We start from the raw sequence: 24,881 nt of genomic DNA, 5'->3' as shown, positions 1-24,881 counted from the left end.
ATCCGCCCTGTGTGACGAACTCCCCACAAGCGTGCGCCTCTACGCGTCGTCCAGCAACTCCGCGGTCACCGCCGACTCGGTATCGGGAATCCCGAGGTCCTTCGCTCGGCGGTCGGCCATCGACAACAGACGCCGGATGCGTCCGGCGACCGCGTCCTTGGTCATCGGCGGGTCCGCGAGCTGCCCGAGCTCCTCGAGGGAGGCTTGGCGATGCTCGACCCGGAGCGTGCCGGCAGCGGCCAGATGCTCGGGAACGTCGTCGCCCAGAATGTTGAGAGCCCGCTCGACGCGGGCCGCAGCCGCGACTGCCGCGCGCGCGGATCGGCGCAGGTTGGCGTCGTCGAAATTCGCGAGCCGATTCGCGGTCGCCCGTACTTCCCGGCGCATCCGGCGCTCCTCCCAGGTCAACCGGGTGTCCTGGGCTCCCATCTGGGTGAGGAGCGCTCCGATGGCTTCACCGTCGCGGATCACCACGCGGTCGGCGCCGCGTACCTCCCGCGCTTTGGCCGTGACGCCGAGGCGGCGAGCCGCACCGACGAGCGCGAGCGCGGCTTCGGGTCCGGGGCAGCTGATCTCCAGCGCCGACGACCGTCCGGGCTCGGTAAGCGAGCCGTGTGCGAGGAAGGCTCCCCGCCATGCCGCGGCTACGTCGGACACGCTGCCACCGACCACCTGGGCGGGCAGTCCTCGCACCGGGCGTCCGCGGCCGTCGAGCAGTCCGGTCTGGCGCGCGAGGGCCTCGCCGTCCTTTCCGACCCGCACCACGTACCGCGAACTCTTGCGCAGGCCACCCGCGCCGAGCACGTGGACGTCGGCGGCATAGCCGTAGAGCTCGAAGATCTCGCGGCGCAGCCGACGCGCGATCGAACCGAGGTCGACCTCGGCTTCGACGACCACGCGGCCGGTGACGATGTGCAGCCCGCCGGCGAAGCGCAGAAGGGAGGACACTTCGGCCTTGCGATTGCTGGTACGGGTGACCGACAGCCTGCTCAGCTCGTCCTTGACCTCCGCTGTCATTGCCACGAGATGATCTCCCTCCGGTCGCCGATTCCGGCGCGGGCGCTGCCGCGAATCGGTGACAGATACGTTTCCAGTGCGACCGCCAGCTTGGCGGGGTCGTGTCGTTGGGTTCCGTCTTCGGACACGTCGGCATACGAGACGTCCGCGCCCAGGTGCGAAGCCGCGCGACTCAGGTGGTCCCGTTCCCGCCCCGGGGTCACCGAGCCCGCGTCGACGACGATGTGGTCGACCCGGAAGTCCGGAGCGTGCTGCGCGAGGACGTGCAGGTGCCGTTCCGCGGAGAAACCTGCGGTCTCCCCCGGCTCGGCAGCGAGGTTGAGCACGAGGACCTTCGTCGCCGAGGTGTGCGTCAGGGCCTCGTGGAGTTCCGGGACGAGCACGTGCGGGATCACGCTCGAAAACCACGAACCCGGTCCGAGCACCACCATGTCCGCTTCGCACACGGCGTCGACCGCGAGCGGGCACGCCGGTGGATCGGCGGGGATCAGCCGCACCCGCCGCACCTTGCCGGGGGTGGTCGCGACCGCGACCTGCCCGCGGATGCACCGGCTCACCCGGGGGTCCGTTTCGAGCCCCGAGACGTCGGCTTCGATGTCGAGTGCGATCGGCGACATCGGAAGCACCCGTCCCCGCAGTCCGAGGACCTTGGCGAGCATGTCCAGTGCCTCCACCGGATCGCCCACCACCTCGGTGAGCCCCGCGAGGATCATGTTGCCCACCGAGTGCCCCGCGAGGGCGCCGGTGCCGCCGAAGCGGTGCTGCACGACCTCGGTCCACACACGAATGTCCGGGGTGTCGGCGGCCAGCGCCGCGAGGGCCATCCGCAGGTCTCCGGGCGGGATCACACCGAGTTCGGCGCGGAGCCGGCCGGACGATCCGCCGTCGTCGGCGACCGTCACCACGGCGGTGACGCGATCGGTGAGCCGCCGGACCGCGCTCAACGTGGCATACAGTCCGTGCCCCCCGCCGAGGGCGGTGATCGCGGGCCCGGAGCGAGCGTCGCCGGGCGGTGGAGTCGGAGGGTGCGCGGTCACTCGCGCCCCAGATCCCGGTGCACGACGTGCACCGCGAGCCCGGGCTCCCGCTCGAGGCGCGCGGCGAGTGCTTCTGCCATCGCCACGCTTCGGTGTTTGCCGCCGGTGCATCCCACCGCGATCGTCATATAGCGCTTCCCCTCCCGACGGTAACCGGCCGTGGTCAATTCCAGGAGCCGGTGATAGGTGCGCAAGTAGTCTTCGGCACCGTCGCGGGACAGTACATAATCGCGGACCGAGGGGTCCTGCCCGGTATACGGGCGGAGTTCCGCGATCCAATGGGGATTCGGGAGGAACCGCACGTCGCACACGAGATCCGAATCCATGGGGAGTCCGTACTTGAAGCCGAACGACTCCACCGTGACCCTGATCGTGTCGGACGCCGCGTCGCCGAATGCCGCTTCGATCTTGCGGCGCAGCTCGGGCCCGGACAGCGTGGAGGTGTCGATGACGAGATCGGCGGCGCCCTTCACCGGAGCGAGCTGAGCCCGTTCGGCGGCGATGCCGTCGGAGAGGGTCCGGTCGGCGGTGTCCTCCTGCAGCGGGTGACTGCGCCGGACCTGCTCGAACCGGCGGATCAGGACGGCATCGGTGGCGTCGAGGAACAGCACGCGGGTGCTCACCGGCCTCGCGGCGAGATCGGTCACAACCCGCCCGAGATCGCCCGTGAACAAGCGACTGCGCACGTCCATGACCACCGCGAGCCGTTCGAGGGGAGGGTCGGCGTGCACCGCGAGATCGACCATCGAGATCACGAGCTGGGGCGGCAGATTGTCGGCGACGTACCAGCCGAGGTCCTCGAGCGCGGTCGCAGCGGTGCTCAGTCCCGCACCGGACAGTCCGGTCACGAGGATCACCTCTGCACGCGCTTCCTTCTCCCCTGCCGGACTCGTCCCGTGCTCGTCCCGCTCCCGGGACCTACGATCCACTTCCGTCACTGTTCAGCCTCCGCTCGCGACGCCGACACGCCGACCGGGTCATCATCGCCCACGGACGGGACCGGCGCACCCGGGTCGGCGTCCTTGCTGGAACCCGGCGGGGTGCGCTCGGCGTGCAGCGCATCGAGAACCGCCTGTGCGGTGGTCTTGCCGATACCCGGCACAGCGGTGATCTCCTCGACGTCCGCCTCGCGCAACCGCGCGACCGAGCCGAAGTGGGTGACGAGCGCCTTGCGACGGGTCTCCCCGAGGCCTTTGACCCCGTCGAGCGCCGAGGCGGTCATACGGCGGGAACGCTTGCTGCGGTGGAAGGTGATCGCGAAGCGGTGCGCTTCGTCGCGGATGCGCTGCAGCAGGTAGAGCGACTCGCTGGTGCGCGGCAGGATCACCGGGTCTTCCTCCCCCGGTACCCACACCTCCTCGAGTCGCTTGGCGAGGCCGATCACGGCGACGTCGGTGATCCCCAGTTCGTCGAGGACCTCTGCGGCCGCCGCCACCTGCGGGGCACCGCCGTCGACGACGTAGAGGTTCGGCGGATAGGCGAATCGGCGGGGGCGGCCGGTCGCGGGATCCAGCGCGGCTTCGGGCGCGAAATCGCCGCCGTTGCCGGCATCGGCCGGTGTCGTGTCGCGTTGGTGACGCAGGAACCGGCGGCGCGTGACCTCCGCGATGGACGCGACGTCGTCGGAGTGCCCGTCGCCGGCGGCATGCTTGATGCCGTAGTGCCGGTAGTCGGACTTGCGGGGCAGTCCGTCTTCGAACACCACCAGCGACGCGACCACATCGGTGCCCTGCACGTGGCTGATGTCGACGCACTCGATGCGGAGCGGCGCCGAATCGAGGTCGAGTGCTTCCTGGATTCCCTGCAATGCCGCCGAGCGCGCGGTGAAATCACCGGCGCGTCGCAGCTTGTGTTGCGCCAGCGCCTCCTTCGCATTGCGCTGCACCGTGTCGGCAAGGGCCTTCTTGTCGCCGCGCTGCGGCACCCGCAGGCGCACCGGGCCACCGCGCAGACCGCCGAGCCAGCGAGTCATCTCCTCCGGTTCCGGGGGCAGTGCGGGCACCAGGACCTCCCGCGGCACCGCACCGCCTTCGTGTGTCTCCTCGTCGGCCGGCGCACCGGATACGAGTGCGGCTTCCTCGCCGTAGAACTGCGTGAGGAACTGTTCGACGAGCAAGGAGACCTCTTCCACGTCGCCGACGTGCTCGGTGGCTTCGCCGGGGGTGTTCCTGTCGTCGGGGCGGTCGAGCACGTCGCCGGATTTCTCGACGACCCAGCCACGTTGGCCTCGGACCCGTCCGCCGCGCACATGGAACACCTGCACGGCGACCTCGAGGTCGTCGTCGGCGAACGCGACGATGTCGGCGTCGGTCCCGTCACCGAGCACGACCGCCTGCTTCTCGAGCGCCTTGCGAAGCGCTCCGAGATCGTCGCGGAGCCTGGCTGCGGTCTCGAAGTCGAGTTCGTCGGCGGCCGCCTGCATCTTCAGTTCGACTTCGCGGACCATCTTGTCGGTACGGCCGGCGAGGAAGTCGCAGAACGCTTCGACGATGCGGCGGTGTTCGTCGGCGTCGACCCGGCCGACACACGGGGCCGAGCACTTGTCGATGTAGCCGAGCAGGCAGGGACGGCCGATCTGGGTGTGTCGTTTGAACACCCCGGCGGAACAGGTGCGGGCGGGAAAGACGCGGAGCAGCAGGTCGAGGGTTTCGCGGATCGCCCACGCGTGGGAATAGGGCCCGAAATACCGGACGCCCTTGCGGCGGGGTCCCCGGTACACGAAGAGGCGGGGGTATTCCTCGTTGAGGGTCACCGCCAGCATGGGGTACGTCTTGTCGTCGCGATAGCGGACGTTGAACCGAGGATCGAACTCCTTGATCCAGTTGTACTCGAGTTGCAGCGCCTCGACCTCGGTGCGCACCACGGTCCACTCGACGCTGCCGGCGGTGGTGACCATCTGCCGGGTACGCGGATGCAGCGATGCGACGTCGGCGAAATACGAGTTCAGACGCGAGCGGAGGTTCTTCGCCTTACCGACGTAGACGACCCGGCCGTGCGGGTCTCGGAACTTGTAGACCCCCGGTTCCGTCGGAATGGTGCCGGGAGCCGGGCGGTATGTGGAGGGGTCGGGCACGAGTCCAGGTTAGTCGTCGCCGACGACACCCCGGCTGTACCGGGCTTCGAGTTCCCGGAACCGGTCCAGGGCGTCGACGGCACTTCCGCCGTCCCTCGCCTGCACCGCGACCACGGGCACGTATTCGTCGTACGGCAGTTCGAGACGCGCCCACGGCGCGCCCTCGGGGAACGACAGACCGCGAACCTCGTCCCACGGGACGTGTCTCTCGGCCACGACGTTGCGCACCGCGACGCCGTCCGCGCCGGCACGGAACCGTGGCCGGGTGAACAGCAGCAGGGCGCCCGACAACGCGATCCCGATCGTGAGAATGGCGATCTGGTCCGCCAGTCGCAGATGCACGCCCGAATCGCCGCCGCCGCGCAGGACCAGCGCGGCGCCGATATGTACGGCGAGGACGAAGACGGCACCGAGGACCACCCACAGGCGCATCTTCGCCGGTCGGACCTCGAGTTCCCATCGGGTGTCGGCAGAGGTCATGTCCGGGCCTCCCGCAGCCGGCGCAACGTCACGGCGGTGTCGAGTGCGGCCGCGCATGCCTGCTCGCCCTTGTCCTCGGCCGAGCCGGGCAGTCCCGCGCGGTCACGCGCCTGCTCCTCGGTGTCGGTGGTGAGCACCCCGTTGCCCACGGGTGTGCTCTCGTCGAGAGCAACCCGCGTCAGTCCGTAGGTGACCGCGTCGCACACGTACTCGAAATGCGGAGTTCCGCCGCGGATGACCACGCCCAGTGCGACCACGGCATCGTGGGTTCGTGCCAGTTGCTGTGCGACGACGGGAAGTTCTACAGCCCCCGCGACCCGCTCGACCGTGACGTCGGTGATGCCGGCGCGATCGGCGACGCGCAGGGCGCCGGCGATCAGGGCACCGGAGATCTCGGCGTGCCAGCTGCCTGCGACGACGGCGAGGCGGAGGTCCGCGGCGTCACCGAGTTGCAGGTCGGGCAGACCTTCCCCGCTCATCAGGCGTCCCCGGCTTCGAACTCGTCGAGTCCGACGAGGTCGTGGCCCATGCGGTCGCGCTTGGTCCGCAGGTAGGTGAGGTTCTCGCGGTTGGCGCGCAGCGGCATCGGGACCCGATCGGTGATCTGCAGACCGTAGCCGTCGAGGCCGACGCGCTTGGCCGGGTTGTTGGTCAGCAGGCGCATCGAGGAGATACCCAGGTCGACGAGGATCTGCGCGCCGATGCCGTAGTCGCGGGCGTCGGCGGGCAAGCCGAGCTGGAGGTTCGCGTCGACGGTGTCCGAGCCGGCGTCCTGAAGCTGGTAGGCCTGGAGCTTGTGCATCAGGCCGATTCCACGGCCCTCGTGTCCGCGCATGTAGAGCACGACGCCCCGGCCTTCCTGCGCGACCATCTCGAGAGCCGCATCGAGCTGCGGTCCGCAGTCGCACCGCAGTGAACCGAAGACGTCGCCGGTGAGGCACTCGGAGTGCACCCGCACCAGGACGTCTGCCCCGTCGCCGTCCGGTCCGGCGATATCTCCCATCACCAGCGCGACGTGCTCGACCTCGTCGTAGATGCTCTGGTATCCGACGGCCGTGAAGCTCCCGTGCCGGGTGGGGATTCTCGCCTCTGCGACCCGCACGACGTGCTTCTCGTGCCTGCGGCGCCACGCGATGAGGTCGGCGATCGAGATCAGTGCGAGTTCGTGCTCGTCCGCGAAGACACGCAGTTCGTCGGTGCGGGCCATTTCGCCCTCGTCCTTCTGCGAGACGATCTCGCAGATGACACCGGCGGGACGGAGATCGGCCATGCGGGCGAGATCGACGGCGGCTTCGGTATGCCCGGGGCGGCGCAGGACACCGCCCTCCTTGGCACGCAGCGGCACGACGTGGCCGGGCCGGGTGAAGTCGTCGGCGCGCGAGTCTGCATCGGCGAGCAGGCGCATGGTCGCCGCACGGTCGGACGCGGAGATGCCGGTGCCGATGCCTTCCTTCGCATCGACGGTGACCGTGTAGGCGGTGCCGTGCTTGTCCTGGTTGGTCGAGTACATCGGAGGCAGCCCGAGCCGGTCGCAGTCGTCGCCGTCGAGCGGGACGCACAGGTACCCGGAGGTGTATCGCACCATGAAGGCGACGAGTTCGGGTGTGGCTTTCTCCGCCGCAAAGATGAGGTCACCCTCGTTTTCACGGTCTTCGTCGTCGACCACGACTACCGCTTTACCGGCGGCGATATCGGCGACCGCGCGCTCGATGGTGTCGAACCTCGTCACTTGCCTGGGCTCCAAATCTCGTATCCGGACGACTCGTGCTTCGCGTCCACTTGTCGTGTCCACCCTACGACTACCTAACGGGCGTTCTGCAGTCGCTCCACGTACTTGGCGATCACATCGACCTCGAGGTTGACCAGCGTGCCGGGCTCGGCTGAACCGAGAGTGGTCAGCGACAAGGTGGTGGGGATCAGCGAGATCTCGAACCACTCGTCACCCGGATCGCCACCGAGCGCGGAGACGGTGAGGGACACTCCGTCCACGGTGATCGATCCCTTTTCGACCACGTATCGAGAGATGCTGTCCGGCAGCGAAATTCGCACCACCGTCCAGTTCTCGGACGGCGCCCGGGAGATCACGGTGCCGGTGCCGTCGACGTGTCCCTGCACGAGGTGCCCGCCCAGCCGGCTGTTCAGCGCGGCAGCACGCTCGAGGTTGACCCGGCTTCCCGCGGCGAGCCGCGCCAGCGAAGACCGGTTCAGTGTCTCCTGCATCACATCCGCCGTGAAGGAGTCGCCGGCCTGCACGTCCACCACCGTCAGGCACACGCCGTTGACGGCGATCGAGTCGCCGTGTTTCGCGTCGGAGGTCACCACCGGGCCGAGCACGGTGAAGCGCGCTGCGTCCGCGAGATCCTCTCGCGCCACGATCTCACCCAGTTCCTCGACGATGCCGGTGAACACGTTCGGGCTCCTTCACTCCCGGCCGAGGCCGGGTTCGGTTCACAGATCCCGTTCCGGGACCGGTCTCACAGATCCCGTTCCGGGACCAGGGTCAACAACACGTCCGCGCCGACGGTGTCGATGCGCTCCCGACGAAACCGTAGCGCCTCGGTGATGCTGTGTACGCCGGCGTCCTGCACAGCGGGCGTTCCCGCACCCAGGAACATCGGCGCGAGGTAGGCCTGTATCCGGTCGACACTGCGCGCGGCGAGGAACGCCCCGGCAAGTCGCGGCCCGCCCTCGAGCAGCACGTCCGGGTGGTCGGCGAGGGCGTCGAGGACGTCCCCGATGTCGCGGGTACGCAGCACGAGCGTCGGCGCCGCGTCGTCGAGCACACGTGCCGAGGTCGGGATCTCCCGCATCCCCACGACCACGCGCAGCGGTTGGTGCGGTGCGAGATCTCCGTCGGGCAGCCGGGCGGTCAGCCACGGATCGTCGGCCAGAACCGTCCCGGTGCCGACGACGATCGCGTCGAGCCGACTGCGCTCGTCGTGCACCCTGGCACGCGCTTCCGGTCCGGAAATCCACTGGCTGGTTCCGTCCTGCGCGGCGCTCCGGCCGTCGAGCGTCGCCGCGTACTTCCACGTGACATGGGGCCGGCCGGTGCGTGCCCGGTGAAGCCAGGCCCGCAACGGGCCGTGGATGACGGCGTCGGCCCCGAGTCCCGGATGCACCGTGATCCCCGCGGCACGCAGGGTCTCTGCTCCTCCCCCTGCCACCGGACCGGGGTCCGGGACGGAGTAGTACACCGTCACGATTCCGGCGTCGATGAGCGCGCGGGCGCAGGGGCCGGTGCGTCCGGTGTGGTTGCACGGCTCGAGGGTGACCACGGCGGTGCCGCCGCGTGCCCGGTCGCCGGCCGCAGCCAGGGCCCGCACTTCCGCGTGCGGACCACCCGGAGGTGCTGTGGCACCTACCCCGGCGACCTGCCCGTTCGCGTCGAGGATCACGGCGCCGACCGGCGGGTTCGGGCTGGTGGTTCCCCGCACGGCCTCCGACGCATCCAGCGCGAACTGGAATGCCTCGGTGACTTCGGGGGGCGTCACGTCGCGAGCGTCAGGTGCGGCGAGGCGGCCGCCGCCTGTGCGCGCAGCTTGCGCACCGCCTCGGCCGGATCCTCGGCACCGTAGACGGCGGAACCGGCCACGAAGCAGTCCACGCCGGCCTCCGCCGCCGCTTCGATGGTGTCCGCGTTGATTCCGCCGTCGATCTCCACCAGGAGGCGCAGTTCGCCGGAGTCCACCAGTCTCCGCACCGCGCGCGCCTTGTCGAGTACGTCGGGAATGAACGCCTGGCCGCCGAAACCGGGTTCGACGCTCATGACGAGCAGCGTGTCGAACTCGCGGAGGATCTCCAGGTAGGGCTCGATGGGGGTGCCCGGTTTGACGGACAGTCCGGCCTTACCGCCTGCGGCGCGGATATCGCGGGCCACGGCCACCGGATCGTCCGTCGCCTCGGCGTGGAACGTCACGTTGTGTGCGCCCGCTTCGGCATAGGGCGGGGCCCACCGGCCCGGGTTCTCGATCATCAGATGGCAGTCGAGCGGGATGTCCGTCGCCTTCAGCAGCGACTGCACGATGGGCAGACCGAGAGTCAGGTTCGGCACGAAATGGGCGTCCATCACATCGACGTGGAGCCAGTCGGCACCGGCGACGGCCTGCGCCTCGTCGGCGAGACGAGCGAAATCGGCGGACAGAATCGAGGGGGCAATCATCGGGTGGGCCACATCGATCGAGTCTAGACGAGCGCGTCGCACGTGCCGGTCACCAGCACGGACGCTCCGCCCGGCGGCGTCGCCGCGGATCGAGACGAAACAGAAACGACTGCCCGGCAGTGTATTCGGACAGTCTCCCGAGATTCGGGTTCAGACCCGGCGGAACGACGACGTGAACCGCGACAGTCGCCCTTCACTCGGCAACACCTCTTCGACCATGAAGGTCACGGTCTGATCGATTCGTTCGAGAGACTGGAGCACACGGGACAACGTGCTGTCGTGCGGGATGTCGTACTCGTCGGTGGCCTGCATGTCCTCCTGCACCGCGGAGGGCGTCTCCCCTGCCAGCGCTTTCAGCAGGGCCTCGAAGTTGTCCTCACCGATATCCTGGATCGCGCCCCACTGCGAGTCGGTCAGGACGTTCTCGTCGGCCGAGAGACGCTCGGTGGCGGACACCAGATGCCGCGTGTAGAACAACAGAGCCCACAGTGCGGTGAGCCGCCCTTCGATCCCCCGGACATCGAGCGCCCCGGAAGAACGGCGCAGCGGGACGGCGGTGGCCTCGACCTTCTGGACCAGCGTGGTCAGCGCGAGTTCCCGGCGTGCGAGTTCCTGCCTGTCCAGGGTCCCCGTGGATCCGGACCGCAGGTGTGCGAGACAGATGCCGGTGACGTCCTGGACGGTCCGCACCAACTGAGACGTGTCCGACGACAAGCGGGTGCGGGTACGGGTGGGCAGAACGACCGCGGCGACCACCAGCGCGAGCCCCGCTCCGATCACCGTCTCCACGACACGCAGTTCGATGGTTTCGGTATCCAGTCTTCCCAGCAGGTCGTAGAGCAACGCGACGAACGCCGTGATCCAGAGCGCCGACAGGACGGACGACACAGGACGGAAGTACGTCGACGCCAAGATGCACAGGGCCAGCAGCGGGAGGACCACGGGAGTGTCGGTCCCGACCACGATCGCGAAGCCGAACCCGATCGCGGCTCCGGCCACGGTTCCGACGATGCGCTGCATCCCCTTGAGAAACGTCTCCCCGTCCGTCTCACCCAGTACGAAGAACGCCGGCAGCGCGGCCCAATACTGGTAGGTCTCCGATACGGACCCTCCGATCCAGAGGGCCAGCCCGGTCGCGAGTGCGGCCTGCACCGCGCGTCGGATCGGCCCGGCGTTCGTGCCGGCCGGCGCGCGTCCTCCGCTCGGAGCGGAGGACGATTCCTGCTCACCCGCAGCAGATCCCGCTCCGACCGCGGAAGTCGAGCCTGCACCATCGGTGTCGCCGGGGCTGCCGATGAGGTCTTCGGGGCGGGCGGTATGCAACGCGTCCACAGCAAACCGGAGTTCGCGCACGGCATGATGCAACCGCTGCGCCGGCAGAGGCCAGTCGATGGGATCGGGCACGTCGTCGGGTGGACGGATCGCGTCGTTCTCGTCTCCGGAATCGCCCATCCACGCCGGAAGGTCCGGATAACTACGAATGTGGAGCTGGAGCTGTTCGAGTTCGCCGGCGAGCCGAGCCCGGACCGGGATGGGCATGCCCGACCCGGTCGCATCCCGAGCCGCCGCAGACAGATTGACCGTTGCGAGCTCGACATCGAAGAGACGTATTCGCAGGTTGTTCTGCTGCTCTGCGGAGAAGTGCAGGGCCGGGTCCTGTTTGGTGAGCTGACCTCCCAGAAAGGACGCGGTGTGGTGGAGTTGGTCGAGTCCGCTGTGCATACGTTTGCGCAGATCCGGATCCCACCGGGCTGCCGACACCGTATCGACGAGGGGATCGATGCTGTGCGCAACACTGTTCTCGAACGCCCGGACGCCGCTCCGTACGAGCCCGACGTGTCCGTGACCGAGCGGAATGAACTGAACGAGTACCGACGCGGTGACGCTCACCAGCCCCGTCAGTGCGTACAGCCAGAAATCGTCAGGGCTCAGCCGAAGCAGCAGGCTGAAGTAGAACGTCATGAACAACACGCGGCCGAGCCCGGCCCCTTGTGGTCCGAACCGGGACAGCAACACACCCACGAAGGCGAGGGCGGCGACGGCGAGCACCGACGGCAACCGTTCGCGTGGAACCAGGGTGATCAAACCGACCGCGACGACCACGGGGACGAGCGTCAGCATCCCGCCGAACTTGGCGAGTCCCGGGCGCGCACCGCTTTGCGCCGCAACCCCGCCCGCGAACATCGCGATCATTCCGCCGAAGATGGCCGTGGGCATCGGGGCTTTCCCTGCGAGTTCGAGGCCGATCGCCACCACCGCCACCGAGACCACCGCCGCGATGAGCACGCGCAAGGACCCGAATAGCCGGATGTAGCCGGGATCGATGAGCGTGAACCGGTTGGCGAAGAAGGCTCGTACGCCGCCGGTGGCGGGCTTCCGGGTTCCCGGAGCAGTGGTTTCCGGAACATCCGCCCAGCCGGGCGCGTACACCGGCTGATAATCGAGGTCCCGGCCGACCGCATCGGTGAACTGTTGCGCCCGGTACGCGAACGGCAGCCACTCGACGTACCGTTCGTAGGCCTCGTCGAGATCGGTGAGTGGTTCGAGGTGAACGAGTTCGCCCATCTTCCGATTCACCCGGGCGAACCGGGCAACCCACGGATCCTCGCTCTCGACAGGAGGCGCCGAGCGATGTCCGTCCGTCCGGTGCAGCTCGATGTCCTCCCCGATCAGCCGGCGGAACTCCCCACGCGACCTCGTCTCGGGAACATCGGTGCTCGTCCACCCGAGCAGAGGATGCATGTAGTCCGCGAACTTCAGGAACTGGTCGGTGAGCGGAAGCAGCATCGGCTCGACAGTCACCGGGTGGGATCTGGGCAACCCCCACCGAAGTGCCCCGACGACCCCGCTCAGCATCCGGATCGAATACGGCAGCGAGAACGTGTCGCGGCCGCTCTGGAAGTAGTAGGCGGAGTGGTGCAGCCGGACACCGTCGGTGTAGCTGCTGAAACTGTCGGCGATGGACGAGAGTTTGGAGTCGAGGTCGCGCGATTCGCCGCCCGGGAAGTACGGCTTCAGGCTCGCGACCGGGTCGCCGACGCTGTTTCCGGGATTGTAGAACTGCGCGGACAGACCGCGCAGGGCGCTGATCACTCCGTAGACCCCGAGAAGAAACGTGAGAATCAGGAAGACGAGCACGACACCGGTGAGAGTCTCCAGGACCGAGATGATCCGGGATACATCGGTGTCGGGAACGACTTGGGACGTGCCCACCGTGGAGAGCTGGGCTGTACTGAAATAAATTGCGCCGAAGGCATCGTCGGTGCCGCCGTTGTACAGGAAGTCTTGCTCCCTCATCATGCCGACGTAGATGAAGGCGTATCCCAGGATCGTGCCGCCCACCCACATGCCCACCGTGACGATGAGCTGAATGCCCGTGACCTGACGGAGTACGGCGGGTCGCCGTCCGCGTGACATCTTTCGCGTCACTCGTCTGATGACACGCCAGACCCACGACGTCACAGCGCGCGTGAGAAAGCCTGCGTCGTCGTAATTGAGGGCGGTGAGGAATACATCCAGCAGCGTCAACCCAAGGATGATGATCCCGAGCCACTGGACAGCGTCCACGGCGCAAGTCTAGGGCTACACGACCGTACGGGTACGGGATAACGGGATCGACGGCGAAGAACGGACTATCCGGGCGATCGCGAGGTGTACCGCGAGAACCTGTTCATGAGCGGCCCGTTCGAGTTGACGCGATTGACCCGCGTGACACAAACACGGTGTATATGCTCGCGTCGGACTGCAAGTCTCGTCCTTCCGGCGACAGTGCGCCGGCGTGCCGAGAAAAGCGTGACTGACCGGTGCAAGGATCGGAGGTCGCTCGATGCATACCGCTCGACACCATGCAGGGCGAAGCCCGCAGGCACCATCTCCAGGTCGACAGAAGTCCGAAATGCCTTGTTCAGCAGAGCCGTTCGCGATTGATCACACACCTCGCCCGAAAGCGCAGGCCCGTCGATGACCTCTACGACCTTGTCCCAAGACGTGATCAACACCGGTGACACCGCGTGGGTGCTGGTGTGCGCAGCCCTTGTGCTGTTCATGACACCGGGCCTGGCGTTCTTCTATGCCGGCATGGTGAGCAAGCGCAACACCCTCGTGATGTTGCAGCAGAATCTGATCGGGCTCGGCATCATCTCGCTCACCTGGTTCGCCTTCGGGTACAGCATCGCGTTCGGTAACGACCGAGGTAACGGGATCGTCGCCGATCTCGGATTCGTCGCACTCACCAACATCGACGACGCCCCCAAGCCGGACCTCCACGTGGTGACCGAAACCGTGGCGATCCCGACGCTGGCGTTCTTCGCGTATCAGTTGATGTTCGCGATCATCACCCCGGCGCTGGCCACCGGCGCAGTGGCCAATCGCCTCAAGGCCTTCGGGTGGGCAGTGTTCATCGCCATCTGGTCGGTGATCGTGTACGCACCCGTCGCGCACTGGTTGTGGGCCCCCACGGGATGGTTGACCAAGATGGGAGCGCAGGACTGGGCAGGTGGAATGGTTGTCCACGCGTCGGCGGGGGCTGCCGCACTCGGTCTGTTGATCGTCCTCGGGCGGCGCAAGGTGCGGCCCAACCGGGCACCACTGCCGCACTCGGTCCCGTTGGTGATCGTGGGAGCGGGAATACTCTGGTTCGGCTGGTTCGGTTTCAACGCCGGTGACGGACTGCAGGCCAACGGAGTTGCCGCGCAGGCGTTGGTCAACACCCAGTTGGCGGGTGCCACTGCGATGCTTGTCTGGCTGGTGTTCGAGCGGTACCGGGAAGGCCATTCGACCGTGCTCGGAGCCGTGACCGGCGCGGTCGCCGGATTGGCGACCATCACCCCCGCCGCAGGTTATGTCAGCAGCTGGGCCGCGGTAGTCATCGGCGCCCTCGCCGGAGTTGTCTGCTACCTGGCCCTCGGCCTGAAACGGCTTCTGCGCGTGGACGATGCGCTCGACGTGCTGGCGGTCCACTTCATCGGCGGCGTGTTCGGCACCCTGTGCGTCGGGCTCTTCGGGGAAGAAGCCATCAACGCGATCGGCCGAGACGGGCTGTTCCACGGTGGCGGATTGACGCTGCTCGGATATCAAGTCGTCGCACTGGCCTCGGTGATCGCCTACGCGTTGGTGCTCACGCTGGTGATCGCCTTCGCGATCGACAAGACGATCGGACTGCGCGTCAGTGCCGAGGAAGAAGAACACCTCGACCTCAGCCAGCAAGGGATGAGCGCGTACCACGAGGGTCCCACTCCCCCCGATCCCACGGCCGACGGGGCAACAGTTTCCGGGGCTGCGAAACCGTTGGAGCCCGGAAACACGCTGTACCTGGTCACCGCCGTTCTCGACTCGGGCGGGGCCGCGGGCGTGGAACGGGAAGTGCTCGCCGCAGGTGCCCGCCGCGCGATGTTGTCCGAGGTATTCGTCACGACGGCTTCGTCGGTCGACCAGATGGTCCGAGGACAGAAACGAACCATGGATGTCACCCCACGGGTCCGCGCGGAAATCCTGACCCCTGCGGAGTCGCTGACCAGCGTGCGAAGCGCCCTGTCGGCGTTGGGCGACGACCTCGTCGAAATGACCGTCGTGCCGGTCGAGAGCGGATAGCACACCCGAGCGGTGGAGGGGCGTGCGGCGACTGTGCGCCGCACGCCTTATCGATGTCACGACCGGATTCGGCGATGATGTGTCCGCCGTCGAAGAACCACGACGCTGGTACGGAAATCCGGTCGGCCGCAATTCTGGACCTCGAGAAATATGTCCGGGCTTGCCGTTACCCGATACGGCGACCCGACCGCCGGCGGTCCACGCGCAATTCACCGACTCTCGCTCGACTCCGAAACTGAACGCACGACAAAGAATTGCGATCCGTCCGTTTCGGGCTTTTGTTCCGTCCGGAAATTGTGCAGCCGATTCGCACCACCGAGTCGACCATTCTTCGGATCGGCCGAAATGCAGTCTTCCACGGATCCGGCACACGAAGCCTTTCGTTCCCCGGTGGAGGGTCGGAGCAGCAGACGCACGTCACTACAGCGTCGGGAGCCACGTATGCAGGCTGAACGACTGCACATATGAATAGATATTCAATTCACGGACGACGACAACGACCGCTGTTCCTATATCTGGAGGTTCGCCGGATGTTGCCGCGCTTATCGGTCTCGGCGTCGGCGCTGCCCGCGTCCGATGAAAAAACCAAAGGCCGAACTTCATTGCGGATCCGGCGTATCGTCCGAGACAGCGAGCTCCGGCTCGTCGCCGGGAGATGCTCATCGAATCGGAACCTACGGCATTGCGGGAGCAGAAATGGATTTGACTCCACGAGAAATCGAAAAGCTTTACGTGTACCAGGTTGCAGAACTTGCACGCCGACGACGCGAACGGGGCACGAAGCTCAACGCCAGCGAGGCGACCGCGCTCATCAGCGAGGCGATCCTGGAAGGCGCTCGCGACGGACGCTCCGTTGCGGAAGTGATGGAGCTGGGAAGAACGATCGTCGCGGAGAAGGACTGCATGGGAGGCGTGCGGGAACGCCTGCCGCTCCTGCAGGTCGAAGCGACGTTCGTCGATGGGAGCAAGCTGGTCTCCTGCCACGACCCGATCGGGAACTGACGTGGCCGAACCCGCCGGGAAAGACGCCACCACGATTCTGGTCGCGGGCCACGAAAGCGCCGAGGGCGCGGACGTGCGATACCTCGAACAGGCTCGCAACCGGTGGTTCGTCACCCCGATCGGCCGGCCGCTCCACAATCTGCTCACCCGCCATCTGGCGTCCGGAGACGGCCCGATCGTGGTCGTTCCCATGACGATGGGGCGTAATCCGACCTTGGTGGCCGACACCGCCAAGACGGTGCGGTGGCTGGCAGCGAGCGCGCCGGAACGTCTCGCGCTGGCGGCGCCGTTCGGCAGCCCCGACCATCTGATCTCGTGGCTGCGCCTGGCGGCCACGGGTATTCGGAGCCGCTCGTCCGACGCCGCGATGGTGATCCAGGCCCCTTCCTCCGACCCTTTCGACGAGGCGGAACTGCACCGCGTCGCGCACCTCGTGCGCACCCACGGAGCAGGCAACGTAGTGGAGGTTGCCACGACACACACCGACGACGATCTTGTCGACGTTCTGCAACGGCTGCGACGGCTCGGCAACCCGCACGCCGTAGTCGTTCCGGCAGGCTTTCGCCGGGAGTCCCCTGTTCCTTTGGACGACAGCAGGTTTACCGGCTGTGAGTTCTACGGACCGTTGATGAGCGAACAGGCAGCGATCCGCATCATCGATGCGCGCATCCGCGACGCAGTGCACGAACTCGCCCACGGCCGTACCGGAGTCGAGTCCGGCCTGATGGCGGACCACGGCCACGGCTACGCCCATTCGCACGCTTTCGACGACTCGCCGGACAGCGCGCACGGCCACGGACACGGACACGGACACGGACACGAGCACGCAGATCGGAGCCGTCCCGGCGACGATCCCGGCACCGAACACAGCCACCGACACCCCGCTACCGCGTCTTCACACTGACCGGCAGATCGACCCGACGGCGCGCTGCAACACGCAACCGCTCCGCGAGGAAGGAATCATCATGGTAGCCAAGCCCACATACGACCACAGCGAAGCCGACATCGAGATCAACGCGGGGCGGCGCAGCGTCACCCTGCAGGTGAGCAACACCGGAGATCGTGCAATCCAGATCGGGTCCCATTTCCATTTCTTCGAGGTCAACAAGGCGCTGCTGTTCGATCGTGAACTCGCCTACGGAATGCACCTGGATCTGCCTTCCGGGCTGGGGGTGCGCGTCGAGGCCGGCGACACCCGTGAGGTGACCCTCGTCGCGTACGCCGGCAACCGCCACGTCATCGGCTTCAACAACCTCGTCGACGGCGGTCTGGACTCCGAGGGCACAAAGATCCGTGCCATGGCGCTCATGAAGGAACTCGAGTACCAGGACGGCACACCCAAGGCGCGAGAGAGCTCGAGCACCTCGAAGAAGAAGAAGGGCGCAAAGTAATGGCAATCATCTCGCGCAAGCAGTACACGGACCTCTTCGGACCCACGACGGGTGACCGAGTCACCCTCGCCGACACGAACCTCGTCATCGAGATCGAAAAAGACTTCAACGAGGGCAACTACGGCGACGAGATCGTCTACGGCGGCGGCAAGACGGCGCGCGACGGAATGGGCGCCGACCCCCAGGGAACCGATGCCCAGGGAGTGCTGGACCTCGTCATCACCAACGCGATTATCCTCGATCCGGTGCTCGGCGTCCTCAAGGGCGATATCGGAGTACGGGACGGAAAGATCGCCGGTGTCGGCAAATCCGGCAACCCGCATCTTCAGAAGGGCGTCGATCCCCGACTCGTCGTCGGGCCGGGTACCGAACTCCTCGCCGGTGAACATTGCATCGCGACGGCGGGCGGCTTCGACTCCCACGTGCACTACATTTCCCCGCAGCAGGGCGTGACGGCCCTGGCGAACGGAATCACCACCTTGTTCGGTGGCGGCACCGGACCGACGGACGGCACCAACGGTGTCACCACCACCCCCGGCGTCTGGAACCTCCACCGGATGCTCGAATCCGCCGAAGCCATGCCGGTCAACATGGGCTTCCTCGGAAAGGGGAACGGATCCCTGCCGGAGGCGCTCTGTGAGCAGATCGAAGCCGGCGCGGCAGGTCTGAAGGTGCACGAGGACTACGGCGCCACACCCGCCGCGATCAGCAACGCACTCGACGTCGCCGACCGCTACGACATCCAGATCTCCGTACACACCGACACCCTCAACGAGTCGGGCTTCGTCGAGAACACTCTGGATGCGATCGACGGCCGGACGATCCACACGTTCCACAGCGAGGGCGCCGGCGGCGGACACGCACCCGACCTCATCAAGGTCACGGGTCACCCGAACGTGCTGCCGTCCTCCACCAACCCGACGCTCCCCTACACGGCCAATTCGGTGGACGAACTGCTCGACATGGTGATGGTGTGCCACCACCTGTCGCACGACATCCCGGAAGACGTCGCATTTGCGGACTCCCGCGTGCGTGCCGAGACGATCTCCGCCGAAACGGTGTTCCACGACGAAGGCATCATCTCGATGGTGTCCTCCGATTCACAGGCCATGGGCCGTATCGGCGAGTCCTTCATGCGTGCGTTCCAGATCGCACACCACTGCAAGGACAAGCGCGGCAAGCTGCCGGAGGACTCGCCGGACAACGACAACTTCCGCGTGCTGCGCTACCTGGCGAAAATCACCATCAACCCCGCGATCACCCAGGGCGTCTCGGACTACATCGGGTCGCTCGAAGAAGGGAAGATGGCCGACATCGTGCTGTGGCCGACGACGTCGTTCGCCGCCAAGCCCAAGGTGATCGTCAAAGGCGGCCTGATCAACTGGGGTCTGATGGGTGAACCGAACGCGTCGCTGCCCACGCCGCAGCCGGTGTACTACCGCCCGATGTTCGGTGCGCAGGGCAGGGCATTGCAGTCCACGAGAGCCACGTTCATGTCGAAGGCGGCGATCGCGAACGGTGTGCCCGAAAAGCTGGGGCTGGAGAGTCAGGTGCTGCCGGTGAAGAGGTGCCGCAACATCGGAAAGCAGCACATGGTGCGCAACACCGCCACCCCCGTCGTCGAAGTCGATCCCGAGACCTACGACGTCACGTACGACGGAAAACCGGCGGCGATCGATCCTGCGCAGACCCTCCCGCTCACGCAGATGTTCTTCCTGGCCTGAGGTGACACGGTGACGTCCGATATTCGCCAGTTGCTGACGAGTCTGCAGTTCTCGGACTCGGCGTTCCCGAGCGGCTTCTACACCATGTCGCACGGACTGGAGGGTTACAGTCAGGCCCGCCTCGTCGACCCCGGTGAGGTGCAGGACCTGTTGTGTTCGTTGCTCGTCCACACGGTCGGGCCCGGGGACGCGACAGCCCTCGCCGCCGCACATCGGGCGGCGGGGGCGGGTGACTGGGAGCTCGTCGAGGAAATCGATCACCGCCTGTTCGCGTCCAAGTTGAATGCCGAGATGCGACGGGCGTCCGTACGCAGCGGTCACCAGCTCGCGGACCTTGCCGACGTGGTGCTCGGCAGCGACGCGCTGGACGAGTACCAACGGCGAGTGAAGGCGCGGGCCACGCCGGGATGCCAGCCGGTGGTGTCCGCTCTCATCTACTCGGCGACCGGCGTCGGAACGGGCATCGCGGTGGCCTCCGATCTCTCCGCATTCGCGGTGAGTTTCGTGGGCGCCGCGCTGCGCCTCCGGCTGGCCGATCACCGGCAGGCGCAGGTGATTCTGCACGCCGTCGGCCCGGTGATCGAGCAGGTGGCACACGACGCCGCCGAACGTGACGTGCACGATCTCGGAGGCTTCGCACCGATGGCCGACATCATGTCCGCACAGCACGAACGGGCCGAGGCGCGCCTGTTCGCCAGTTGACCGCGCATACCGAAGAGCGGCCGGCCGAAGCGCCGGCCCCGTGAAGATCCGAGGGGAACGAAAACTATGGGTGACAACGCATTGAGGATCGGTATCGGGGGACCGGTGGGATCGGGGAAGACGGCACTGACCGAAGCGCTTGTGCCCCTGCTCATCGCAGCCGGACGCACTCCGGGTGTCATCACGAACGACATCTATACCCAGGAGGACGCGCAGCACGTCCGGCGCGAACTCGACGGGGTGCTCGACCCCGAACGGGTGGTGGGCGTCGAGACCGGCGCGTGCCCGCACACGGCCGTGCGCGACGACCCGACGATGAATCTCGCCGTCGGAGAGGAATTGCTGCAGCGATTCCCGGATATCGACACGCTGATCTACGAATCCGGTGGGGACAATCTCACTCTCACGTTCTCGCCCTCGCTGGCCGACGTCTTCGTGTTCGTCCTCGACACGGCGGAAGGCGAGAAGATGCCGCGTAAGCGGGGTCCGGGCATCACCGACAGCGACATCCTGGTGATCAACAAGATCGACATCGCACAGTATGTCCGGACGGATCTCGGCGTGATGGAGAGTGACGCCATCCGGGTACGCGATGGCGCCCCCGTCGTCCTCACCAACTCGCTCACCGGCGAAGGCCTGGACGTGCTCCTCGACCAGATCTTGTCGTTGTGGAACGGCGCACGGACCGAACTCGTCTGATGACGGCCGACATCTCGACGGGCAGGGCCCTCGATCCCGGGGCGGATCCGAACGCGCCCCGGGGCTTGGCACCCGTGAGCCCATTACCCGTCCGCCCGGTGCACCCCGGTGGATATCGGCTCCAGCCGGACTACTTCGAGCCCGTCCGGGTGCCGGCCGAGGTACTCCGGTATGCGGGCGGTGACTCGCCTCTCCCGGTCGGGAGCCCGGGCAAGGTCGGTATCCTCCAACTCGGTTTCGAGCACAACCAGGACCGGGACCGCACCGAACTCGTGCAGCACTATCAGAAGTCACCGCTGCAGATCATGCGCCCGCTGTACTTCGATCCGTTGCGCCCCGATGTTCCGTACACGTACGTGATGTCCTCGGGCGGCGGCATTCTCCAGGCGGACCGGTTGCGCACCGATCTCACATTCGGGACAGGCACCTCGGCACATGTGACGACGCAGGCGCAAACCAGGGTGTATCGGATGGACTACGACTACGCGTCGTCCGTCACGAACATCTCGGTGGGGGCCGGTGCGTACACCGAGTACCTGCCCGAACCCGTGGTTCCGTTCGCCGGATCGCGCTTCTACCAGCACACCTCGGTGACGCTCGACGAATCGGCCACGCTCCTTCTCGGGGAGACCGTGTATGCCGGACGGCTCGCCCGCGACGAGCGCCACAGGTACGAGGTCTACGCGTCCGACGTCGAAGTCCGGCGGCCCGGCGGTCGTCTCGTGGCACTCGACCGGGTCCGGCTGTGTCCCGGCGAGGATCACGATTCCGCCGCAGCACCGAGTCTCGGCGTCCTGGCCGACCACGACATCCTCGCGATGTTGTACGTGTTCACTCCGCTGGTGCCGGTCGCCGTGCTCGCGGATCTGCTCCACGACGCGCTGGCCGCCACTCTGCCGGACGGCTTGTTCGGTGTGAGTGCGCTGCCGAACGACGCCGGCGTCTGGATGCGCTTGGTTGCCAACGATCCTGTCACGGTGGCCCGCGCCACTCACGCGGCGGCGGGAGCGGCTCACGAAGCACTCACGGGGTTCGCCGCTCCGGCGATCCGCAAGATGTAGGGGCGCTCGACGGTCACCGATCCATACCGGATGCACGGCGAAGGAGCTGGACATGACTACGGGAACTGCACCGCAGGATTCCATGGCCTCACCGCGCTCCTGGCTGGTGGGGTTCGGCCACGGTCCGTCACAGATCTATTTCCAGGCGAACATCTACACCTCGCTGCTCATCATGGTGGCCTTCGTCGTCGCCAGCTGGCAGATGGCAGTGCTGGTGGCGATCGCGTGTGTGGCACAAACCTTTACCGGGTGGGTCATCCGCACGAAAGCGTCCGACCTGATCTTCGGTATGCAAGGTTTCTCCGGGGCCCTGGTCGGCGCTGCGACCTTTGCCACCCTCGGCAGCCAGTGGTTCTCGTACCCCATCGCACTCGTCGGCGGGGCGCTCGCCGCACCGGTCACGTGGCTGGTCAATGCACTGTTCATGCGGACACCGCTGAAGATCTACGGACTCCCGTCGACGACGGCACCGTTCTGCATCGTGGCGACGATCATCCATTTCGGTTTCGAACGCTGGTGGGTCGAATCGTCGTCGATGACCATCGACTCGACCACGGTGGCGTTCTTCCGGTCGTTGCTGACCAACGTCTCGGAAGTGGTTCTGGTCGACAATGTCTGGGCCGGTGCCCTCATCCTCATCGGCCTGTTCATTGCGAATTGGAAGGTCGGTCTGGCGGGTTTGCTCGGTAGTGTCGTCGGCACGCTGTGTGCCCTCGCACTGGGCGAGAGCCTCACCGAGACAGGAAACGGTCTGAGCGGGTATTCCGGTGTGCTCACCGCGATCGCGCTCTCGGTGACCTTCTTGAAGGAGAGTGTTGTCTCCTGGGTCCTCGCGCTGATCGGCACCGTCGTCACCGCAGTCGTCACCCTGTGGATGCACGACCTCGGGGTTCCCACCTACACGTGGCCGTACATTCTCACCACGTGGGTGTTCCTGGTGATCGCGCACTACATTCCCTCTGCCGAGCGTCCCTGACGACAGCACGCGCAACGAACCGCGTTCGGAGGAGCATCCACGACATGAGCGCCACCGGAGAAGCGGGACCCCTGTTCCCGGACCGCAATCTCGCCTTGGAACTTGTCCGTGTGACGGAAGCCGGCGCACTGGCATCCGGCCGGTGGGTCGGACGCGGCGACAAAGAAGGCGGGGACGGTGCGGCGGTCGACGCGATGCGCGTCATGTTGTCGACCGTGACCATGAGGGGCGTCGTCGTGATCGGCGAAGGCGAGAAGGACGAAGCACCGATGCTGTTCAACGGCGAGTTGGTCGGCGACGGCACGGGACCGGAGTGCGATTTCGCGGTCGACCCGGTCGAGGGCACCACCCTGATGGCCGCCGGCGCGCCGAATTCGCTGAGCGTCGTGGCGGTAGCCGAGCGCGGGGCCATGTTCGACCCCTCGTCGGTGTTCTACATGAACAAGATCGCCGTGGGCCCGGACGCGGCAGACGCCGTGGACATCACCGCTCCGGTCTCCGAGAACATCTCGCGCGTCGCCGCCGCGCTCGGCACGTCGGTCGCGGACCTGACCGTGGCCGTGCTCGACCGGCCGCGTCACACCGAACTGGTCGACCGGATCCGCCGGGCCGGCGCGCGGGTGCGGTTGCTGCCGGACGGGGACGTCTCCGCGGCCATTGCCGCTGCGCGTCCCACCTCCGGTATCGATATGGCGATGGGCATAGGCGGCACACCGGAAGGCATCCTCGCGGCAGCGGCGGTGCGGTGCCTGGGAGGAACGATTCAAGCGCAACTGACTCCCCGGGACGCCGGCGAACGCGGGCAGGTTCAGGCCGCGGGGCACGATACCGATCGGGTCCTCCACACGACGGACCTGGTCGGCGGCGCGAACGTGTTCTTCGCCGCCACGGGAGTCACCGACGGGCCGCTGTTGCGTGGAGTGCGGTACTTCGGCGGAAACCGCGCGGGCACTCAATCGATCGTGATGCGCAGCAAGTCCGGCACCGTCCGGATCATCGAGGCCGAGCACCGACTGGATTTTCCCGGTCCCCACAGCGAGGCCGCACGGACGTGAACCGGAGCAACGGACCGGGGCGCTCCCCCGGCGAACTCGGATTCAGATCGACGTGCCGATCCACAACCCGATTCCTGCGGCGGCGAGGGCCAGCACCAGCATCACCACACCGCTGATGAACGAATCCCCGTATCGGCGCTCCTTGATCAGTTGCACCGTCTCGTAACTCGCCGTACTGAATGTGGTGTATCCACCGAGGAATCCGGTTCCGATGACATAGCTGGCGTCGGTGGAGACGAGATGCTCGACCGTGAGTCCCGTGAGGAATCCCAGGACGAGCGATCCCGACACGTTGATGATGGTCGTCGCCCACGCGAACTTCGTCTTCATGTGTGCACGGATGAAACCGTCCAGGACGAAGCGCACGACTGCTCCGACCCCACCCGCGATACTCAGCGTGATGAAGATGAGCGGCGTCACGATGTCATCCCTCCCCCGGCGGGCGGCGTCATGCGCGCGTTGACGCTACTGGCAACCGCAATTCCCGCCCAGGTGGCGCACGCACCGACGATCAGTGTCCCGACCACGTACACCACGCCCTTCCAGATGTATCCGTCCCGGAAGAGCACCGCCGTGTCGGTCGCAAGCGAACTGTAAGTGGTGAAACCGCCGCAGAATCCGGTTCCCAGAAGGAGCTTCAGATTCTTCCCCGTGGGCTTCGCGCTGTCGATCCGGGTGACGGCTTCGTACAGATAGCCGAGGAGAAATGCACCGACGATGTTCACGACGGCGATCGCGATCGGGACTTCGCCGAGTTTCGGGATAGCCAGCGAAACGCCTTCGCGGCTGCCGGCCCCGAACAGGCCTCCGATCGCTACCAGTCCGATCGAGGCCCATTGCAGATAGGCGGGCCGCCCGTTACTCATTCCCGCTCTCCCGCATGTCGGGTGCGCGAGGACTTCGGCCGAGGATC

Annotated in this window: 23 protein-coding genes; 10 read left to right on the top strand and 13 right to left on the bottom strand. The window is 66.8% G+C overall.

Annotation, left to right across the window (positions count from 1 at the left end; translation table 11 throughout):
* Window positions 1-39: 39 nt before the first annotated feature.
* The 11 genes from whiA to HF877_RS14300 form a co-directional block, all read right to left on the bottom strand.
* Window positions 40-1,023 (bottom strand): DNA-binding protein WhiA, encoded by a 984-nt coding sequence (whiA, locus tag HF877_RS14350; protein WP_169621859.1) that lies wholly within the window; start codon window positions 1,021-1,023, stop codon window positions 40-42.
* On the bottom strand, window positions 1,014-2,054 hold the full coding sequence (gene yvcK / locus HF877_RS14345; protein ID WP_346765166.1) for a uridine diphosphate-N-acetylglucosamine-binding protein YvcK: 1,041 nt from the start codon (window positions 2,052-2,054) through the stop codon (window positions 1,014-1,016). Before yvcK ends, whiA begins: the two co-directional genes overlap by 10 nt.
* A complete protein-coding gene (gene rapZ, locus HF877_RS14340; RefSeq protein WP_346765178.1) occupies window positions 2,051-2,911 on the bottom strand; it encodes an RNase adapter RapZ in 861 nt (286 codons plus the stop codon). The genes yvcK and rapZ overlap by 4 nt, the downstream gene beginning before the upstream one ends.
* 77 nt (window positions 2,912-2,988) lie before the next feature.
* Window positions 2,989-5,127 carry an excinuclease ABC subunit UvrC gene (gene uvrC / locus HF877_RS14335; protein WP_169621854.1) on the bottom strand — a complete coding sequence of 713 codons (2,139 nt, stop codon included), beginning with the start codon at window positions 5,125-5,127 and terminating at the stop codon, window positions 2,989-2,991.
* Window positions 5,128-5,136: 9 nt separating this feature from the next.
* Window positions 5,137-5,607, bottom strand: a complete 471-nt coding sequence (locus tag HF877_RS14330; RefSeq protein ID WP_169621853.1) for a PH domain-containing protein — start codon at window positions 5,605-5,607, stop codon at window positions 5,137-5,139.
* Window positions 5,604-6,086, bottom strand: a complete 483-nt coding sequence (gene ribH, locus HF877_RS14325; RefSeq protein WP_169621852.1) for a 6,7-dimethyl-8-ribityllumazine synthase — start codon at window positions 6,084-6,086, stop codon at window positions 5,604-5,606. Before ribH ends, HF877_RS14330 begins: the two co-directional genes overlap by 4 nt.
* Complete coding sequence (locus HF877_RS14320) at window positions 6,086-7,336, bottom strand: bifunctional 3,4-dihydroxy-2-butanone-4-phosphate synthase/GTP cyclohydrolase II (RefSeq protein WP_169621851.1); 1,251 nt, start codon at window positions 7,334-7,336, stop codon at window positions 6,086-6,088. Before HF877_RS14320 ends, ribH begins: the two co-directional genes overlap by 1 nt.
* 74 nt (window positions 7,337-7,410) lie before the next feature.
* The gene (locus HF877_RS14315) at window positions 7,411-8,016 is read right to left on the bottom strand and encodes a riboflavin synthase (RefSeq protein ID WP_169621850.1); all 606 of its coding nucleotides are present in this window, start codon (window positions 8,014-8,016) and stop codon (window positions 7,411-7,413) included.
* A gap of 65 nt (window positions 8,017-8,081) precedes the next feature.
* A complete protein-coding gene (ribD, locus tag HF877_RS14310; RefSeq protein ID WP_169621849.1) occupies window positions 8,082-9,101 on the bottom strand; it encodes a bifunctional diaminohydroxyphosphoribosylaminopyrimidine deaminase/5-amino-6-(5-phosphoribosylamino)uracil reductase RibD in 1,020 nt (339 codons plus the stop codon).
* Window positions 9,098-9,781, bottom strand: a complete 684-nt coding sequence (rpe, locus tag HF877_RS14305; RefSeq protein ID WP_169621848.1) for a ribulose-phosphate 3-epimerase — start codon at window positions 9,779-9,781, stop codon at window positions 9,098-9,100. The genes ribD and rpe overlap by 4 nt, the downstream gene beginning before the upstream one ends.
* Before the next feature lie 138 nt (window positions 9,782-9,919).
* Complete coding sequence (locus HF877_RS14300) at window positions 9,920-13,336, bottom strand: FUSC family protein (protein ID WP_169621847.1); 3,417 nt, start codon at window positions 13,334-13,336, stop codon at window positions 9,920-9,922.
* A 393-nt stretch (window positions 13,337-13,729) separates the two neighbouring features.
* Between HF877_RS14300 and HF877_RS14295 the strand changes: the two genes are divergently transcribed.
* The 10 genes from HF877_RS14295 (at window position 13,730) to glpX (ending at window position 23,968) form a co-directional block, all read left to right on the top strand.
* Complete coding sequence (locus HF877_RS14295) at window positions 13,730-15,358, top strand: ammonium transporter (RefSeq protein ID WP_169621846.1); 1,629 nt, start codon at window positions 13,730-13,732, stop codon at window positions 15,356-15,358.
* Window positions 15,359-16,054: 696 nt separating this feature from the next.
* Complete coding sequence (locus tag HF877_RS14290) at window positions 16,055-16,360, top strand: urease subunit gamma (protein WP_169621845.1); 306 nt, start codon at window positions 16,055-16,057, stop codon at window positions 16,358-16,360.
* A 1-nt stretch (window position 16,361) separates the two neighbouring features.
* On the top strand, window positions 16,362-17,264 hold the full coding sequence (locus tag HF877_RS14285; protein WP_169621844.1) for a hypothetical protein: 903 nt from the start codon (window positions 16,362-16,364) through the stop codon (window positions 17,262-17,264).
* Window positions 17,265-17,325: 61 nt separating this feature from the next.
* Entirely contained in the window at window positions 17,326-17,751 is a 426-nt protein-coding gene (gene ureB / locus HF877_RS14280) for an urease subunit beta (RefSeq protein ID WP_169621843.1), read from the top strand.
* A complete protein-coding gene (gene ureC, locus HF877_RS14275) occupies window positions 17,751-19,475 on the top strand; it encodes an urease subunit alpha (protein WP_169621841.1) in 1,725 nt (574 codons plus the stop codon). Before ureB ends, ureC begins: the two co-directional genes overlap by 1 nt.
* A gap of 9 nt (window positions 19,476-19,484) precedes the next feature.
* Window positions 19,485-20,177, top strand: coding sequence for an urease accessory UreF family protein (locus HF877_RS14270; protein WP_346765165.1), 693 nt, complete (start codon window positions 19,485-19,487; stop codon window positions 20,175-20,177).
* Between the two features lie 66 nt (window positions 20,178-20,243).
* Window positions 20,244-20,876: an urease accessory protein UreG gene (ureG, locus tag HF877_RS14265; protein WP_169621839.1), complete on the top strand. Its 633-nt coding sequence runs from the start codon at window positions 20,244-20,246 to the stop codon at window positions 20,874-20,876.
* 74 nt (window positions 20,877-20,950) lie between these two features.
* Window positions 20,951-21,937 (top strand): urease accessory protein UreD, encoded by a 987-nt coding sequence (locus HF877_RS14260; RefSeq protein ID WP_206037113.1) that lies wholly within the window; start codon window positions 20,951-20,953, stop codon window positions 21,935-21,937.
* 52 nt (window positions 21,938-21,989) lie between these two features.
* Window positions 21,990-22,913, top strand: a complete 924-nt coding sequence (locus HF877_RS14255) for an urea transporter (protein WP_169621836.1) — start codon at window positions 21,990-21,992, stop codon at window positions 22,911-22,913.
* A 44-nt stretch (window positions 22,914-22,957) separates the two neighbouring features.
* Window positions 22,958-23,968, top strand: coding sequence for a class II fructose-bisphosphatase (gene glpX, locus HF877_RS14250; RefSeq protein ID WP_169621835.1), 1,011 nt, complete (start codon window positions 22,958-22,960; stop codon window positions 23,966-23,968).
* A 42-nt stretch (window positions 23,969-24,010) separates the two neighbouring features.
* Here glpX and crcB read toward each other — a convergent pair whose 3' ends face one another.
* On the bottom strand, window positions 24,011-24,388 hold the full coding sequence (gene crcB / locus HF877_RS14245) for a fluoride efflux transporter CrcB (RefSeq protein WP_169621833.1): 378 nt from the start codon (window positions 24,386-24,388) through the stop codon (window positions 24,011-24,013).
* Window positions 24,385-24,834 (bottom strand): CrcB family protein, encoded by a 450-nt coding sequence (locus HF877_RS14240; protein WP_169621831.1) that lies wholly within the window; start codon window positions 24,832-24,834, stop codon window positions 24,385-24,387. Before HF877_RS14240 ends, crcB begins: the two co-directional genes overlap by 4 nt.
* Window positions 24,835-24,881 lie beyond the last annotated feature (47 nt).

The sequence above is a fragment of the Rhodococcus sp. BL-253-APC-6A1W genome, from assembly GCF_012843405.1.
Lineage (GTDB): Bacteria > Actinomycetota > Actinomycetes > Mycobacteriales > Mycobacteriaceae > Rhodococcus.
The sequence above is the reverse complement of the archived record's forward strand: the minus strand, read 5'-3'. Positions and strand labels throughout refer to the sequence as shown.

Excerpts from the sequence above, each read along its gene's own strand:
- HF877_RS14330 (WP_169621853.1), bottom strand. The coding sequence starts at position 5,607 with ATGACCTCTGCCGACACCCGATGGGAACTCGAGGTCCGACCGGCGAAG.
- ureB (WP_169621843.1), top strand. The coding sequence starts at position 17,326 with ATGGTAGCCAAGCCCACATACGACCACAGCGAAGCCGACATCGAGATC.
- HF877_RS14255 (WP_169621836.1), top strand. The coding sequence starts at position 21,990 with ATGACTACGGGAACTGCACCGCAGGATTCCATGGCCTCACCGCGCTCC.
- HF877_RS14240 (WP_169621831.1), bottom strand. The coding sequence starts at position 24,834 with ATGAGTAACGGGCGGCCCGCCTATCTGCAATGGGCCTCGATCGGACTG.
- ureG (WP_169621839.1), top strand. The coding sequence starts at position 20,244 with ATGGGTGACAACGCATTGAGGATCGGTATCGGGGGACCGGTGGGATCG.
- ribH (WP_169621852.1), bottom strand. The coding sequence starts at position 6,086 with ATGAGCGGGGAAGGTCTGCCCGACCTGCAACTCGGTGACGCCGCGGAC.
- glpX (WP_169621835.1), top strand. The coding sequence starts at position 22,958 with ATGAGCGCCACCGGAGAAGCGGGACCCCTGTTCCCGGACCGCAATCTC.
- ureC (WP_169621841.1), top strand. The coding sequence starts at position 17,751 with ATGGCAATCATCTCGCGCAAGCAGTACACGGACCTCTTCGGACCCACG.
- HF877_RS14295 (WP_169621846.1), top strand. The coding sequence starts at position 13,730 with ATGACCTCTACGACCTTGTCCCAAGACGTGATCAACACCGGTGACACC.
- HF877_RS14290 (WP_169621845.1), top strand. The coding sequence starts at position 16,055 with ATGGATTTGACTCCACGAGAAATCGAAAAGCTTTACGTGTACCAGGTT.